The sequence below is a fragment of the Yoonia sp. R2-816 genome (genome assembly GCF_046762905.1).
Classification (GTDB): Bacteria; Pseudomonadota; Alphaproteobacteria; order Rhodobacterales; family Rhodobacteraceae; genus Yoonia.
This window is the reverse complement of sequence record NZ_JBKQXN010000182.1, coordinates 43701-58168: the sequence shown is the minus strand read 5'-3', so window position 1 is coordinate 58168 and position 14468 is coordinate 43701. Positions and strand designations below refer to the sequence as shown.

Here is a 14468-nt window from a genome sequence, read left to right as displayed (position 1 = left end):
ATCCGGTAAATATTCATTTTAGGATTGCTGGACCGATGGCTACCCCCCCTTCTTCCGCGCGCGTTGTCATCATTGGTGGTGGCGTTATCGGCTGTTCTGTCGCCTATCATCTGGCCAAGCTGGGCTGGACAGATGTGATGCTGCTGGAGCGCAAGCAACTGACATCGGGGACGACCTGGCATGCGGCCGGGCTGATCGCCCAGTTGCGGGCCACGGCGAACATGACGAAGCTCGCCAAGTATTCTCAGGAGCTTTATGGCAATCTGGAAGCGGAAACCGGGGTGGCGACGGGTTTCAAGCGCTGCGGGTCGATCACAGTTGCCCTGACCGATGAGCGCAAGGAAGAGATTTACCGCCAGGCCGCGATGGCCCGGGCGTTTGGTGTGGATGTGGAGGAGATTTCGCCCGCTGAGGTTAAGGAGCGTTATGAGCATCTGAACATTGATGGTGTTACTGCGGGGGTCTATCTGCCGCTTGATGGTCAGGGTGATCCGGCGAATATCGCGCTGGCGCTGGCCAAGGGCGCCCGCCAGAATGGAGCGAAGGTGATTGAGCGGACGCTCGTGACCGGTGTCCGCCGTGAAGGTCGCCAGATCACCGGTGTGGATTGGGCGCAGGGTGATGAGACTGGTCATGTCGCCTGCGACATGGTGGTTAATTGTGGGGGCATGTGGGGGCATCAGGTGGGCCGGATGCTGGGCGTCAATGTGCCCCTGCACGCCTGTGAACATTTCTATATCGTCACCGAAGCGATTGCGGGCCTGACCCAAATGCCGGTGCTGCGGGTGCCGGATGAATGCGCCTATTACAAGGAAGACGCGGGCAAGATGTTGTTGGGCGCGTTTGAGCCCAATGCCAAGCCCTGGGCAATGGACGGTATTCCGGCAGATTTCGAGTTTGATCAACTGCCCGAGGATTTCGACCATTTCGAGCCCATTCTGGAGGCGGCTGTGGAACGCATGCCGATGCTGGCCGATGCGGGCATCCATACGTTCTTTAACGGGCCAGAGAGTTTTACCCCTGACGACGCCTATCATCTGGGGCTGGCACCGGAGATGGACAATGTCTGGGTGGCTGCTGGTTTCAACTCCATCGGGATCCAGTCGGCCGGTGGTGCAGGCATGGCGCTGAGTCAGTGGATGGATAGCGGCGAGAAACCGTTTGATCTGGGCGATGTGGATATTGCCCGCATGCAGCCGTTTCAGGGCAACAAGACCTATCTGTTTGAGCGGTCAAAGGAGACGCTTGGCCTGCTTTATGCCGATCATTTCCCGTTCCGGCAAAAGGCGACCGCGCGGGGGATCAGGCGGACGCCGTTCCACCAGCATCTGCTGGACCGGGGTGCGGTGATGGGTGAGTTGGCCGGGTGGGAGCGGGCCAACTGGTTCGCCCGCGAGGCGCAGGAGGCCAAGTACGAATACAGTTGGTCGCGCCAGAACTTTTTCGACAATGTCCGGGAGGAGCATATGGCCGTGCGCCAGAATGTGGGCATGTATGACATGTCTTCATTCGGCAAAATCCGGGTCGAGGGGCGCGATGCAACGGCATTCATGAACCATATTGGCGGCGGCCAATATGACGTGCCTGTGGGCAAGATCGTCTATACCCAGTTTCTAAACAACCGTGCCGGGATTGAGGCCGATGTGACGGCGACGCGGATCGAGGAGGATTGCTATCTGGTGGTCACCCCCGCCGCTACCCGGCTTGCGGACCAAACCTGGATGCGCCGCAACAAGGGTGATTTCAATGTTGTGATCACGGATGTGACCGCTGGCGAGGGTGTGCTGGCGATCATGGGGCCGCGTTCACGCGAATTGCTGCAGGCTGTGTCACCCAATGATTTTTCGAATGACGTCAACCCGTTTGGCACCGCGCAAGAGATCGAGATCGGCATGGCGCTCGCCCGTGTTCACCGCGTGACTTATGTGGGTGAGCTGGGGTGGGAGGTGTATATCCCGTCCGACATGTGCGGGCATGTGTTTGAAACGCTGGCGACGGCGAGATTTGATTTTGGCATGCGCCTGTGCGGCATGCATATGATGGACACCTGCCGGATGGAAAAAGGGTTCCGCCATTTCGGCCATGATATCACGTCTGAAGACCATGTGCTGGAGGCGGGACTGGGCTTTGCCGTCAAGACGGACAAACCCGATTTCATTGGCCGCGATGCAGTGCTGCGCAAGCGCGAGGAAGGGCTGGCGCGCCGTCTGGTGCAGTTCAAGCTCACGGACCCGGAGCCGCTTTTATATCACAACGAGCCGATCCTGCGGGATGGTGAGTTTGTCGGCTACCTGTCATCCGGTGGTTATGGCCATCATCTGGGGGCGGCCGTAGGCATGGGATATGTGCCTTGCGCCCAGCCGGGTGAAAAACCGGAAGAGATGTTGGCGAGTACTTATGAGATCGACGTGATGGGGACCCGTGTCAGGGCAGAGGCACAGTTGATGCCGTTTTATGACCCGGCAGGCGAACGGGCCAAGGCCTGAGGTGCGCCGGACCCCGGTTCTTCCCCAAGTTGTCTGCCTGACGCCAGGGCCTGCTTGTGAACCGATGCCACAAGCTGATTTTCACTGGCTGGTTTGATCAGGATGACGGCATCGGGAAACTGCGGGAAGATGGCAGGATTATCGGTGCTGCCGGAGTGGAAGATGAGCGGCGTATGGCGGATGTGCAGCCGTTCGGCTACAGGCTGAACCGTTCCGTCCGGCAGATCAATGTCCAGAATGGCCGCATGATAGTCTGCTTCGCACAGCGGCAAACACTCTTTAACTGACCCGGCAGTTGTGACAGTCGCACCCGCCTCTTCCAGGATCAGTTTTGTTTCGTAAAGGATCAGGAAATTGTCCTCGACCAGGAGAATTTCCATCCCTTGAAGTGATCGTGTCACGATGCCCTCGTCAATCGCCCCACCCATAACTTCGCAAGAATAGCATGAGTGAAAACAGATATGCAACCTATGGTTGAATATCTTTCGAAAAGAGAAACGGTTGCCCAGAATCCGGGCAACCGTTGTTGTTTGAGCTTATGACTTGTCGCGAAACGATTCAGGGATCAAGCAGCGCAGTCGGCCCCAGCGCGTTCAACCCTTTGAGGATGTCGATCGCATAGGCCAGCTGATAATCATCCTCGCGCAGTTGCGCTGCGGCCTCTGCACGTGCCCGGTCTTCCTCGATCTGGCGGATTTCATCCTCGGTCAGGCTGTCATTGTCGAGCGATCCGCGCAGGTCAGCCTCTGACCGCTGTTGACGCGGCTGATCCTCTTCATCCTCTTCCGAGGTGGGGCGTGGGCGGGGCTGTTCGACGATGATATCGGGGGAAATGCCCAGCGCCTGGATCGACCGGCCTGACGGGGTGTAATAGCGCGCGGTGGTCAGACGCATGGCCCCATCACCCCGCAAGGGAACAACTGTTTGCACAGACCCCTTACCGAAAGACTTGGTGCCTACAACAATCGCCCGGCGGTGATCCTGCAAGGCCCCCGCCACGATTTCTGAGGCAGAGGCGGAGCCGCCATTGATCAGCACGACGATGGGTTTGCCCTGGGCCAGATCGCCCGGTTCGGCATTGAAACGCTCGCCATCCGCTGCATCGCGTCCACGGGTGGACACGATTTCGCCAGCGTCAAGGAATGCGTCCGACACATAGATCGCCTGATTCAGCAGACCGCCTGGGTTGTTGCGCAGATCGAGCACGAACCCATCGACATTTTCGATGCCCCCGGCATCCTCAACCTGTTTGGCGAGGCCTTCGCGCAGGTTGGGAAAGGTCTGATCGTTGAAGGTTGTCACACGTAGGACAACGGCGTTGCCTTCGGTCCGGCTGCGCACGGCGGTCAGTTTGATGGTGTCGCGGATGATGGACACGTCGAACGGTTCAACCTCGCCCTCGCGCACGATGGTGATGATGATCTCTGAGCCGACCGGGCCGCGCATCATGTTGACCGCGTCGTCCAATGTCAGCCCCAGCACGCTTTCGCCATCCACGGCGGTGATGAAATCACCTGCGATGACCCCGGCGGCGTCGGCGGGGGTGCCATCCATGGGTGAGACGACCTTGACCCAGCCTTCTTCCTGCGTGACTTCGATGCCCAGCCCGCCGAATTCACCGGATGTCTGCACCCGCATACGGGCGGCATCGTCAGCGGACAGATAGCTGGAATGTGGATCAAGCGAGGTCAGCATGCCGTTGATTGCCGCCTCGATCAGTTCCTTGTCATCCACGTCCTCGACGTAACCGGCGCGGATCCGTTCGAAGATGTCGCCGAAAAGGTCCAGCTGTTCGTAGACGCTTGCGTTGTTTTTGGATTCCTGCGCCAGTAGCGGCCCGGCAATCTGGCTGGTGGCCACAAGCCCCAGAGCAGCGCCGCCGACTGCGGCCAATATCAGCTTTTTCATTATCGTATCCTATCCTACTCGAGCGCGAACCAGGTGTCCGGATTCACGGGACTTTGCCCGGACCTGACCTCAAGATAAAGGGTTTGCTGCGTCTGATCGTCCTCAAAGACAGCATTTTCGCTCAAAATACCGTCATCTGCCTGCCCGTTGCCACCCATCAGACCGATGGCTTCGCCTGCGGGCAAGATCTGGCCTGCTGTTCCAAAGGTTTGTTCCATGCCTGCGATAATAAATAGCACGTCTGCGGCGGGTTCAAGGATGACCACGCTGCCGTAATCCAGAACCGCGCCGTGAAACAACAGCGTTGCGGCGACCGGTGTGGTGACCAGCGCCTGCGGCTGGGCGGCGATCCGCACGCCGGGGCGCCCCTGACCATTGTCCGGCAGAACGTAACCTGCGACGGGGAGTGGCAGGTTCCCCTCTGCCGTCAGCCCGGTGTCGGATGACGGCAGCGATCCAGCCAGCCCCCGCGCGAACCCGTCCAGCGTTTCGGCACTGGCGACAAGTAGCGCGGTTTGTACCGAGTCTTCGCTGAAGCGCTGCGGCAGGTCGGTCCGTTCGGAGATCGCGATGCCCAGGGCCGTGCGGGCGGTTTGTGCCGCCTCGCGCCCCTCTGTCAGCGTTTCGGCCGCTTTGATCCGAAGGGCGCGCAAGCGGTCCAGTTCCGACAATTGCTTTTGCAAGGCTGACACTTGGGTTTCCAGCGCCGGTGTCAGATCGGCCACGATCCCGCCCGCGCGCGCGGCGGCAAGTGGGCCTTGCGGATGGCTTTGCAGAACGGGGGTCGGTGTCCGCCCGATGACCTGCAGCGCGCCGATCAGATCGCTGAGTTCATCGCGCCGCGCGCTGAGTTCGGCCGTGAGCACCGCCTCGCGCGTGGCGACCTGCCGCAACCCGTCACGCATCGCCGCCAGCCCGTCTTCGTAGGCCTGCACCGTTTCTGTTAGCGCCTTGACCCGGTCGCGTCTGGTTTGCGCCTGTTCCAGCTGCGCCCGTGCGGCCAGCAGGCGGTCCATTGCCGCCCCTGCCGCAGCCTCTGGGCTTTGGGCTTGGACCGGCAGTGCCAGACAGATCAGAAATGCGGCGAGCCTCATTTGATCAGGCTTTGCCCTGTCATTTCGGGTGGCAGGTCGAGCCCCATGAGATCAAGAAGTGTTGGCGCCAGATCGGCAAGCCGTCCGTCCTGCAATCTCGCTCCATCCGGCCCGCCGACAAGGATGACCGGCACCGGGTTGGTCGTGTGTGCGGTGTGTGGCCCGCCGGTTTCGGGATCGACCATGGTTTCGCAATTGCCGTGATCGGCGGTGACGATCATCGCACCGCCCGCGGCTTTGAGCGCCTTCAGCACCTCACCCAGCCCCTGATCGACCGCTTCGCAGGCCTTGATCGCCGCGCCCAGATCGCCGGTATGCCCGACCATATCGGGGTTGGCGTAGTTGGTCACGATCAGATCGTAGCCGTCTTCGATTGCCTTGACGAAATGTTCAGTCACCTCACCCGCCGACATTTCGGGCTGCATGTCGTAGGTAGCGACCTTGGGGGATTGGGCCATATACCGGTCTTCGCCCTTTTCGGGCGTTTCGATGCCCCCGTTGAGGAAGAAGGTCACATGCGGGTATTTTTCGGTTTCGGCGAGCCGGAACTGCCGCAGCCCTTGTTTGGCGACCCAGGCGCCCAGCGTGTTCTGGATGTCCCGCTTGGGGAAGACGATGTCGAACCATTGGTCGTGCTTGTCGGAATAGCTGACCATGCCAAGTTGGGCCGCGAGGTCGGGCTTGTCCCGGTCGAATCCGCCGAAATCCGGGTCGGCGATGGCGGCCAGGATTTCGCGAGCCCGGTCCGAGCGGAAGTTGAGGCAGAAGAAACCATCGCCTTCGGCCAGCCCTGAATAGTCACCGATGACTGTTGCCGGGATAAATTCATCGGTCTTGTCAGCGTCGTAGGCCGCCTCGACCGCGGCGCTGGGGGTATCTGCGGCATTCCCCTGCCCTTTGATCATGGCGTCATAGGCGGTCTCAACCCGTTCCCAGCGGTTGTCCCGGTCCATGGCATAGTAGCGCCCGATGACCGTCACGATTTTGGCGGTGTCGGGCAGGTTGTCCTGCAGTTCTGTGACGAAATCGGCGGCTGATTTCGGGGCCACGTCACGCCCGTCGGTGATGGCGTGGATCGCAACGGGCACACCTGCATCTGTGATCACCTTGCTGGCGGCAATAATGTGGTCGATATGCCCGTGCACCCCACCGTCAGAGACGACGCCCATCAGATGCGCCACACCGCTGCTGTCCTTCATCTTTGCGATGAAATTCTGTAGCGCGTCAGCTTTGAAGAACGATCCATCCTCAATCGCCAGCTCAATCTGGCCGAGATCCATGGCGACGACACGTCCTGCGCCGATATTGGTGTGCCCGACCTCTGAATTGCCCATCTGGCCGGATGGCAGACCCGCATCGTTGCCGTGCGTGATCAGCTGGGCATGTGGCCCCTGCATGATCGCATCGAAATTGGGGGTATTGGCGAGTTTGGGGGCGTTTGCGGTGCCGTCATCGCGCAGGCCCCAGCCGTCGAGAATACATAGAACAACGGGTTTGGGGGCTGGCATGGGGAACTCCTTTGATTTGATCAGAGGTTTAGCGCATCGCAGGGGGCGCGCAAACCGCTAAGCGCGGTGGTAGGGTCCGCCGGCAAGAATGGACGCGGCCCGGTACAGCTGTTCGGCCAGCATGACACGCACCAGCATATGCGGCCAGACCATCTTGCCAAAGCTGAGCGACGCATCGGCCTGCGCCCGCAGGTCAGGATCGATCCCATCAGCCCCGCCGATCACAAAGGTCAGATCCTGGCGCCCCTGGTCGCGCCATTGCCCGATTTGTGCGGCAAAGTCAGGCGACGACAGCAGCTTACCACGCTCGTCCAGCGTGCAGATCAGTGCGCTGTCGGGAATAGCGCGACGCAAAAGCATGGCTTCGGCGGCCATGCCGCCGCCCTTTTTATCTTCCACTTCGATCGGCTGCGCGGGGCCAAGGGCCAAGGGCCGCCCGGTCCGGTCGAACCGGGTGAGATAGTCGTCATACAGCTCGCGCTCGGGCCCTTTGCGCAATCGGCCCACAGCGCAGATCTGGACGCGCATCAGGCGGTCGAGGCCGCCCCGGTCTGCCACATCTTTTCGAGCTGGTAGAACTCGCGCACTTCGGGGCGGAAGATGTGGACGATGACATCGCCCGTGTCGATCAGGACCCAGTCACCTGCATCCTTGCCCTCGATCTTGGAAATGACGCCGTATTCCTGCTTGAGCCGATCGGTCAGCTTTTCCGCCATGGCGGTGACCTGCCGGGTCGAACGACCAGAGGCGATGACCATGTAATCACCCATCTCAGAGCGCCCGCGCAGATTGATCTGCACGATGTCTTCGCCTTTGTCATCATCGAGGGATTTGAGAACAGCGGCCAAAAGGCTTTCGCTGGTCGCAGTTTTCGGAGCGCTCATTGCTGGGGCTCCGGTGTTGGCCGCCGACGCGGCCGAGGTGGAAAGAGACAGTGCATTGTCCTCCTTAAAGCGCGCCGTCACGGCCCCGGCGCAGGGCATAACCTGAAATTAGCAATGCCCCGGCGCTTTTTCAACAATTCGCTTAAGGACAGTCGGGCATATCGCGCAATTGTTCCTCTGACGTGACGGCAGACAGCGGCCCATTGCGGACGAGTGGCAGGAACGCACCGTCCGGTGCCATGCGGACCGCAACACTGACGCGCGCATCATCTTCTGGGCCTGCATCCAAGCGGCACGGTGAAAGGGTGATCGAGAGAGAGCCCTTGGTTGCGTCGGCATTTTCCGCGTACCAGGCGCGCGCGGTGGCCTGCAAGCTGCGCAGTTCGGCGTAGTCGGCTGGGTTCACCTTAAAGACGGACCCGTCGCGTTGCAGCGCGAAAGTACCCGCCGCAGTCTCATCCGTATCACTGCGTGTTGTTGAGAACAGCATCAACGCCGAACCGGGGCTGACATCAATGCCTGCTGGCAGGGTCAGGTCAACCGCGAGGTCTGCCGGATCGGCAGTCGTGGGTGAAAGGCCGCTCAACTGCATCGCCGTGCTCGGGACGATGCTGGTACAGGCCGACAAGGCCAGGGCAGAAAAAAGTGCAAATCGCATGTGAATCTCCTTTGACAAGTATTTTTTATTGTTTTACATTAAATTTTAGAAACGGAAAGGCCAAACTATGTCGTCGATAGATAAAGTAAAAAGATGGAGCCGAACGCTCCAATGGCTGACAGTTTTTGCAATGATTGCGACGCCCGTCGCCTTCTGGATCGGTGCCCTGAACATGCCATTGGATCAGGCGATCGTGGACGGTCTGGTGCATGGTATCACCGTCACCCGAAACGTCACGGCAGGTCAGCTATACGGCGCAATCGCCCTATCGGTGATCAGCCCCATCATATTTCTTTTTGTTCTCAACGATATGCGCAGGCTGTTCGCGTCATATCGCACGGGCGACGTCCTGACCAAGGCATGCGCCAATCTGATCAAACGTATCGGCCAGGGATTTCTGGGCCTAGCGTTGATGCAGTTCATATTGCAGCCGGTCATGACGGCACTGCTGACCATGCATAACCCACCCGGCAAGCGCAGCATCGCTATTAGCCTGAACAGCGAAATGATCTTTTTCGCATTGTCAGGTGGTCTAATCATCGTGATCGGCTGGGCCATGCGCGAAGCGTCTAACGTTGCGTCCGAAAACCGGTCATTCGTATGAAAGACATGCAGATCATCGTCCGCCTCGACGTGATGTTGGCCCTGCGCAAGATGAAGTCCCGCGATCTTGCGCAGGCGATCGGCATCACGGAGCAGAACCTGAGCCTGCTCAAATCAGGTAAGGTCAAGGGGATCCGGTTCGAAACACTGGCCAAGATTTGTGCAGTTTTGGAGTGTCAGCCTGGCGATTTGCTGGAGGCGGAGCAGCAGACGACATGAGCGCTTTGCTGTGATCCTGCCTGAGGCTAAGATCATGGCAGGGGGTCAGCACCATGGCACAGTTCCGCTACATCGTAGATGACGTCGACGCGGCTATCGCGTTTTACCAGGGCAAGTTTGGGTTCACCTTGGAAGAGCAATACGGGCCAGCAATGGCCATTCTGAGCAAGGATGATCTACAGCTTTGGGTGGCCGGGCCACCGGCTTCGGCCTCCAAGCCGATGCCTGATGGCAGAAAACCGGAACCGGGCGGCTGGGGCCGCATTGTGATCCTGGTTGACGATCTGGATGCTATGGTCGCCTCAATGACCGAAAGCGGTGTCACCTTCCGCAATCAAATTGTCGAAGGGCCGGGTGGGCGCCAAATCCTTTGCGATGATCCCTCTGGAAATGCGGTGGAGTTATTTGAACCAAGCTGACACCGCTTGGCAACGCGACGACCGCCGCCCATCCTAAACCCTGGGGTCAATGAAAGCTTTCCCGTCGGGCTTGGCCAGCGCCTCTGGCAGTTTTTTCATCGCTTCGGACAGTGGCACGATGCCAGCAACATCGGTGGTCCATTTGCCTGTCACGAACCGTTTCTGGATTTCGCTGAACGCCTCGGGGATGCGAGCCGGATCAACCTGTTTCATCCAGCGCGTCAGCCAGAAACCTTCGATTTGCTTGCCCATGAAAATCATCTGCCCAAGCTGGGTTAGCTTTGGTTCCTCGGTCGAGAGTTTGCCGTAGTTCACCCAGCGCGCATGGGATGGCATGGCGAAGAACAGATCGGACGTGAATTGGTCCCCAACCGCGTCCAGCAGGATGCGTGGCTTCAGCGTTTTGAAGATGGATTGCGCTTGCCCCAGCGGGTCATCGGCGCCGGTCACGATCACCTCTGCGGCGCCGAGGTCTTTCAACGCCTGCGCCTGTTCGGCCCGCCGAATGATGGCGATGGGTTCGATCCCATGATCCCGACCCAGCGCGATCAGCAGTTTGCCGAGTTGCGAGCCTGCGGCATTGAGGATGAAGCTGTCCGCCCCACTTTCCTTGACGATATCGAACATGGCGATGGCGGTGAGCGGGTTGACCAACTGACCCGCCGCGTCGGGTTCCGCCAGATCGGGACGACAGGGCACGAGGCGGCTGGCGTCAGTCATGGCGTATTCGGCCCATGTGCCCGAGGCATCGGCGAAGAAGCTGACGCGCTGGCCCTTGAGCGGTGTGTCGCCCGCGACAACCTCGCCCACTGCCTCAAACCCGGCAGGCATCCCCTTGACGCGGGGCTGGCCATATTCGCCCTTGATGAAATGGATGTCAGAAGGGTTCACAGCAGCCAGATGCACCTTGATCAGCGCCTGCACGTCGCCGGGCGTGGGGACCGGCACATCCTTCAAGGCCAGAAAGGGCGACAGGTCGTCGATATTCGGGCCGGTTTGGGTATCGGCGTAGCCGTCATGCAGTTGGATCAGAGCTTTCATCGGCAGGCTTTCCTTTATGCAAAGACGCAGGCCGCGGCCTGCGTTGGTATCAGCAGTTTCGCGATCCGCTTGCGATCCTTCTTGCGTGCCACAAACAGGCAATGCGTGTCGGATTGGGTATCAAGGCTCCACAGATCAAAACCGGCATCCTGCAGGCTTTTCGCGTATACCGCGAAAACGCCATCTTCGGCAACGGACCTGTTTTCGACGACAGGTAATGGCACAGCCTCGTCACCCAGCGCGCATGTGATCCGATTTGCCAGATCCGACGGTTCCGCTGTCCAGTCTAACGGGACCATGAAAACTGTCTCACGTTCCTCATTATACATCTCGGACAGACGCAAGGCCACGTCGTCGGGTGCTTCGTGGTTTTCAAATACGGTTTTGATTCTGGCCTTTGTCGCCGCGATACCCGCATTGTACACTATGATATCAGCCAGCTTCAGATAGGCTTTTTGCGCCTCTTTTGACGAATACAGCCCCTGCAACAAAAGCTTGATCGGGTCGCCGCCACCCCGGTTTGGCCCGGGCTGTAATGGCTGCCGGGCCTGCCCGCGATGCTTCTTGACCAGTTTCACGCCGCCGGCGGTATCAATGTCATCCGTAGGCCGGATCCGCTGACCCGAGACGAAAAACCGCGTCTCGGACAGGACACATGTTCGCCAAACATCCGCGCCTGCCTTGCGCAGATCGCCCGTCCAATCGGCCGGCGGCAAGAACATGTGACGCGCCGTATAGGCAGCACCATGTTCGCGCATTCCACCCATCACAACGATCTTTGATCCATCCACCCAGAAATCGGCAGAGTCCATGTGATCATCGCGGAAATCGCCCAACACAGTTTCATCGATGCGGTATTTCCCCAGGATAAGAGCCTGCCGATTATGCGCCGAGACGGAAAAGGCATAACCGCTGTCGCCGTCTTTGGCGATGCATAGCACCGGTTCAGTCTGATCGGCGTCGAACAGTGCAAAACCATCTGTCGTGCCCCTGTTGTAGTCCAGTATCGTCGCAAGGCTGACTGTGAGATGCGGAAATGCCAGTTGAATGGCATTTTCCGAGTAGGGTAGCCAGCCAACAGCGTATCCGGCGATGGCATCATAATTCAGGTTCAGATCACCCTTGGGTGCCCGTGAGAAAAGTCCCATTTCTCGGTTCCTGTTTTACAGATCGAATGTTGCAAAAACGGGTGCATGATCGCTGGGTTTTTCCCAGCCGCGCGCGTCGCGCAGTACCCGACTGGAATGGGCGGCATTCTTGATGTCGGGCGTGGCCCAGATGTGATCGAGCCTGCGCCCCTTGTCGGCGGCGTCCCAGTCTTTCGCCCGGTAGGACCACCAGCTGTAAAGCTGTCCTTCGGGGATGTCGTTGCGGGTCACATCGGACCAGCCGCCTGCATCCATGACCTGCCCGAAATGGTCGACTTCAATGGGCGTGTGGCTAACGACCTTGAGCAGTTGCTTGTGGCTCCACACGTCATCTTCGCGGGGGGCAATGTTCAGGTCGCCCACAAGGATGGATTTCTGCGGTTTGTCCGTATGAAAGGCGTCGCGCATTTCGGTCAGGTAGTCGAGTTTCTGACCGAATTTCTCGTTCACGTCGCGATCAGGGACATCGCCCCCCGCTGGCACGTAGAAATTGTGGATCGTGACCCCGTTTTCCAGCTTTCCCGCAATGTGGCGGGCATGGCCGAGGGCCGCGTAATCCTCTGCCCCGGCTTCCTCCATCGGGATTTTGGAGAAAATGGCGACGCCATTGTACCCCTTCTGCCCGCGCGCGACCATGTGGGTGTAGCCAAGTGCTGTGAACTGCTCCACCGGGATCTTGTCGACCGGGCTTTTGCATTCCTGAAGGCAGAGCACGTCCGGGGCTTCCTCGCGCATCAGTTTGGCGACGATATCCTCGCGCAGGCGGACAGAGTTGATGTTCCAGGTGGCAAGGGTGAAGGGCATGGCGGTTCGGGCTTTCAATGGGGCGGCGGCGCCGCGCTGCATTATTGAACCTGTTTGCCTCGCCCTGACCGATTGTTCAACCTTGGGCGGGTTTCGTTGCCAGACCGATATATATAACCGTGCGCAGCGGCAGGGGGCCGAAGGTCAGGTCACCGCGCCGGTTGATGCCTCTGGGACCCAAACCGGTGGTTGGACCGAGGATCAACCCCGCCATTTCAAGCGCTGCCTGCAATTCGCCCGGCTTGATGAACATTGCCGGATCATGGGTGCCTTTTGGCAATATGCGCAGGATATCTTCGGCCACTGTGATCGCGGCAAGTCGTGCGATGATGTTTCGGTTGATGGTGTCGAACAGGAACACACCGCCGGGTTTGAGGACACGCGCGACCTCTGACAAGACTTTTGGCAGATCCGCAACATGCTCCAGCACGTCGACGCAAACCACGTAGTCAAAATGCGCATCGGGGTAAGGCAGGTCCTCTCCAAGCCCCACATCATAGCGGATGTCGCCGCCCGTTTCCGCCGCATGTGCCTGCGCCGCCGCTATGGCATCTTTCGCCGGATCAATACCGGTGACCTCTGCGCCCTTTTCGTCCAAGGCTTCGGCCATGAACCCACCCGCGCAGCCCAGATCCAGCACCGCCTTGCCCGCCCAGTCCACATGCCTGTCGAACCATTTCAATCGCCCGGGGACCAGGTTTTTCAGCGTGCGCACCCAGCGGATATCATCAGACCACCAATTCTGGGCATATTGATCATAGATCGTCAGATCATTCCGTTCGGGGCTGGCCATCGGGGACATTCCTTTTGAAGGTGGGGATGATGTAGGGCACGCGCGCCTGATAGGCCCGAAACCGGTCGCCATAGATTTTCCGGAAACGTCGTTCTTTCAGTCGCGGGGCCAGCAGGCAGTAGGCTGTGTAGCTGATTGCCAGGAACAGTTGATCAGGCGTCCAGACTGGCACGGTCCAAAGGGTGAGTGCAAACGCCACATAGATCGGTTGCCGGATGAAACGGAAGAGGCCGGTTGTTGGCATGTCGGGAAAGACCGGTTTGATCTTTTGCATCAGAGACATCCAGCCCAGCGCGCCAGACTGCACTTCGGCACCTGCATCATAGCTGGCCTTGATCAGCAGGAGCCACGAGGCGGCGTAAAGCGTACAGATGGCGGCAAATGCCGCGCCCTCTGCCTGCCACCAGATGATCCCGCTGGGCGTCCAAAAGGTGAAGAGCAGGAACAACTGCATTGATGCGATAATTGCATAGGTCGTGGTGCCCAGCGTTTTACCATGAGGTGCCGGCGCCAGCTTTGACAGAATTGCGCGGCCCCGCCCCGACAACAAGAACGAATGCACAAGCGGGAATTGCAGGATCAGTGCCGCATTCGCAAGCCACAGCCAGGGGTCAGGAACCCGGCCGAAACTTTCGCTCATCCCGAAGAACATGGCGATCATCATCGCTAGCACGGACAGGGTGAAGATGCTGTGGCAAATTACCCCGTAAATCAGTGCGATCAGAATGCGGCGTCGTCCCGGTGGTGGGCGAAACGCGCCGAAGACCAGCTGCAGCAGTCGGGTGAATTGCGTTTTGTTATCTTGTCGCATCGCGAGCCAGATAGACCCGCTGCACCCAATGGCAAGCATGTCAGACGAAGGGTCGCAGTATGATTGTGATTTATCAGTTTACCCGGACAGTC

16 protein-coding genes are annotated in these 14468 nt (G+C 59.3%); 4 read left to right on the top strand and 12 right to left on the bottom strand.

Annotation, left to right across the window (positions count from 1 at the left end):
• Positions 1-35: 35 nt before the first annotated feature.
• Positions 36-2486: an FAD-dependent oxidoreductase gene (locus ACFWW2_RS08335; protein ID WP_393927513.1), complete on the top strand. Its 2451-nt coding sequence runs from the start codon at positions 36-38 to the stop codon at positions 2484-2486.
• Here the strand turns inward: ACFWW2_RS08335 and ACFWW2_RS08330 are convergent.
• The 7 genes from ACFWW2_RS08330 to ACFWW2_RS08300 all read right to left on the bottom strand — a co-directional run bounded on the left by ACFWW2_RS08330 (position 2453) and on the right by ACFWW2_RS08300 (position 8538).
• Positions 2453-2866 (bottom strand): response regulator, encoded by a 414-nt coding sequence (locus tag ACFWW2_RS08330; protein WP_393927512.1) that lies wholly within the window; start codon positions 2864-2866, stop codon positions 2453-2455. The two genes, ACFWW2_RS08335 and ACFWW2_RS08330, sit on opposite strands and share 34 nt — an antisense overlap.
• 178 nt (positions 2867-3044) lie before the next feature.
• Positions 3045-4394: a S41 family peptidase gene (locus ACFWW2_RS08325; protein WP_393927511.1), complete on the bottom strand. Its 1350-nt coding sequence runs from the start codon at positions 4392-4394 to the stop codon at positions 3045-3047.
• 14 nt (positions 4395-4408) lie between these two features.
• Complete coding sequence (locus tag ACFWW2_RS08320) at positions 4409-5488, bottom strand: murein hydrolase activator EnvC family protein (protein WP_393927510.1); 1080 nt, start codon at positions 5486-5488, stop codon at positions 4409-4411.
• Entirely contained in the window at positions 5485-6996 is a 1512-nt protein-coding gene (gene gpmI / locus ACFWW2_RS08315; RefSeq protein ID WP_393927509.1) for a 2,3-bisphosphoglycerate-independent phosphoglycerate mutase, read from the bottom strand. Before gpmI ends, ACFWW2_RS08320 begins: the two co-directional genes overlap by 4 nt.
• 57 nt (positions 6997-7053) lie before the next feature.
• Complete coding sequence (gene rlmH, locus ACFWW2_RS08310; protein ID WP_393927508.1) at positions 7054-7524, bottom strand: 23S rRNA (pseudouridine(1915)-N(3))-methyltransferase RlmH; 471 nt, start codon at positions 7522-7524, stop codon at positions 7054-7056.
• Positions 7524-7979 carry a ribosome silencing factor gene (gene rsfS / locus ACFWW2_RS08305; RefSeq protein WP_393927507.1) on the bottom strand — a complete coding sequence of 152 codons (456 nt, stop codon included), beginning with the start codon at positions 7977-7979 and terminating at the stop codon, positions 7524-7526. Before rsfS ends, rlmH begins: the two co-directional genes overlap by 1 nt.
• A gap of 43 nt (positions 7980-8022) precedes the next feature.
• The gene (locus tag ACFWW2_RS08300) at positions 8023-8538 is read right to left on the bottom strand and encodes a hypothetical protein (RefSeq protein WP_393927506.1); all 516 of its coding nucleotides are present in this window, start codon (positions 8536-8538) and stop codon (positions 8023-8025) included.
• Positions 8539-8668: 130 nt separating this feature from the next.
• Between ACFWW2_RS08300 and ACFWW2_RS08295 the strand changes: the two genes are divergently transcribed.
• The 3 genes from ACFWW2_RS08295 to ACFWW2_RS08285 are packed head-to-tail and all read left to right on the top strand — an operon-like array spanning position 8669 to position 9779.
• A complete protein-coding gene (locus ACFWW2_RS08295; RefSeq protein ID WP_393927505.1) occupies positions 8669-9142 on the top strand; it encodes a DUF2975 domain-containing protein in 474 nt (157 codons plus the stop codon).
• Positions 9139-9360, top strand: coding sequence for a helix-turn-helix domain-containing protein (locus tag ACFWW2_RS08290; RefSeq protein WP_393927504.1), 222 nt, complete (start codon positions 9139-9141; stop codon positions 9358-9360). The genes ACFWW2_RS08295 and ACFWW2_RS08290 overlap by 4 nt, the downstream gene beginning before the upstream one ends.
• Positions 9361-9413: 53 nt before the next feature.
• The gene (locus tag ACFWW2_RS08285; RefSeq protein WP_393927503.1) at positions 9414-9779 is read left to right on the top strand and encodes a VOC family protein; all 366 of its coding nucleotides are present in this window, start codon (positions 9414-9416) and stop codon (positions 9777-9779) included.
• Between the two features lie 33 nt (positions 9780-9812).
• On the opposite strand, the gene ACFWW2_RS08280 is transcribed toward ACFWW2_RS08285, so the two are convergent.
• From ACFWW2_RS08280 to ACFWW2_RS08260, 5 genes are all read right to left on the bottom strand, one after another.
• A complete protein-coding gene (locus ACFWW2_RS08280) occupies positions 9813-10820 on the bottom strand; it encodes an alcohol dehydrogenase catalytic domain-containing protein (protein WP_393927502.1) in 1008 nt (335 codons plus the stop codon).
• A 14-nt stretch (positions 10821-10834) separates the two neighbouring features.
• On the bottom strand, positions 10835-11968 hold the full coding sequence (locus ACFWW2_RS08275; RefSeq protein WP_393927501.1) for a hypothetical protein: 1134 nt from the start codon (positions 11966-11968) through the stop codon (positions 10835-10837).
• A 15-nt stretch (positions 11969-11983) separates the two neighbouring features.
• Positions 11984-12772 (bottom strand): exodeoxyribonuclease III, encoded by a 789-nt coding sequence (gene xth, locus ACFWW2_RS08270; RefSeq protein ID WP_393927500.1) that lies wholly within the window; start codon positions 12770-12772, stop codon positions 11984-11986.
• Between the two features lie 76 nt (positions 12773-12848).
• Positions 12849-13565, bottom strand: a complete 717-nt coding sequence (gene ubiG, locus ACFWW2_RS08265) for a bifunctional 2-polyprenyl-6-hydroxyphenol methylase/3-demethylubiquinol 3-O-methyltransferase UbiG (RefSeq protein WP_393927499.1) — start codon at positions 13563-13565, stop codon at positions 12849-12851.
• A complete protein-coding gene (locus ACFWW2_RS08260) occupies positions 13543-14376 on the bottom strand; it encodes a methyltransferase family protein (RefSeq protein ID WP_393927498.1) in 834 nt (277 codons plus the stop codon). Before ACFWW2_RS08260 ends, ubiG begins: the two co-directional genes overlap by 23 nt.
• Positions 14377-14468 lie beyond the last annotated feature (92 nt).

Coding starts and splice junctions, on each gene's coding strand:
- ACFWW2_RS08335 (WP_393927513.1), top strand. CDS start 36: ATGGCTACCCCCCCTTCTTCCGCGCGCGTTGTCATCATTGGTGGTGGC.
- ACFWW2_RS08330 (WP_393927512.1), bottom strand. CDS start 2,866: ATGGAAATTCTCCTGGTCGAGGACAATTTCCTGATCCTTTACGAAACA.
- ACFWW2_RS08325 (WP_393927511.1), bottom strand. CDS start 4,394: ATGAAAAAGCTGATATTGGCCGCAGTCGGCGGCGCTGCTCTGGGGCTT.
- ACFWW2_RS08320 (WP_393927510.1), bottom strand. CDS start 5,488: ATGAGGCTCGCCGCATTTCTGATCTGTCTGGCACTGCCGGTCCAAGCC.
- gpmI (WP_393927509.1), bottom strand. CDS start 6,996: ATGCCAGCCCCCAAACCCGTTGTTCTATGTATTCTCGACGGCTGGGGC.
- rlmH (WP_393927508.1), bottom strand. CDS start 7,524: ATGCGCGTCCAGATCTGCGCTGTGGGCCGATTGCGCAAAGGGCCCGAG.
- rsfS (WP_393927507.1), bottom strand. CDS start 7,979: ATGCCCTGCGCCGGGGCCGTGACGGCGCGCTTTAAGGAGGACAATGCA.
- ACFWW2_RS08300 (WP_393927506.1), bottom strand. CDS start 8,538: ATGCGATTTGCACTTTTTTCTGCCCTGGCCTTGTCGGCCTGTACCAGC.
- ACFWW2_RS08295 (WP_393927505.1), top strand. CDS start 8,669: ATGATTGCGACGCCCGTCGCCTTCTGGATCGGTGCCCTGAACATGCCA.
- ACFWW2_RS08290 (WP_393927504.1), top strand. CDS start 9,139: ATGAAAGACATGCAGATCATCGTCCGCCTCGACGTGATGTTGGCCCTG.
- ACFWW2_RS08285 (WP_393927503.1), top strand. CDS start 9,414: ATGGCACAGTTCCGCTACATCGTAGATGACGTCGACGCGGCTATCGCG.
- ACFWW2_RS08280 (WP_393927502.1), bottom strand. CDS start 10,820: ATGAAAGCTCTGATCCAACTGCATGACGGCTACGCCGATACCCAAACC.
- ACFWW2_RS08275 (WP_393927501.1), bottom strand. CDS start 11,968: ATGGGACTTTTCTCACGGGCACCCAAGGGTGATCTGAACCTGAATTAT.
- xth (WP_393927500.1), bottom strand. CDS start 12,772: ATGCCCTTCACCCTTGCCACCTGGAACATCAACTCTGTCCGCCTGCGC.
- ubiG (WP_393927499.1), bottom strand. CDS start 13,565: ATGGCCAGCCCCGAACGGAATGATCTGACGATCTATGATCAATATGCC.
- ACFWW2_RS08260 (WP_393927498.1), bottom strand. CDS start 14,376: ATGCGACAAGATAACAAAACGCAATTCACCCGACTGCTGCAGCTGGTC.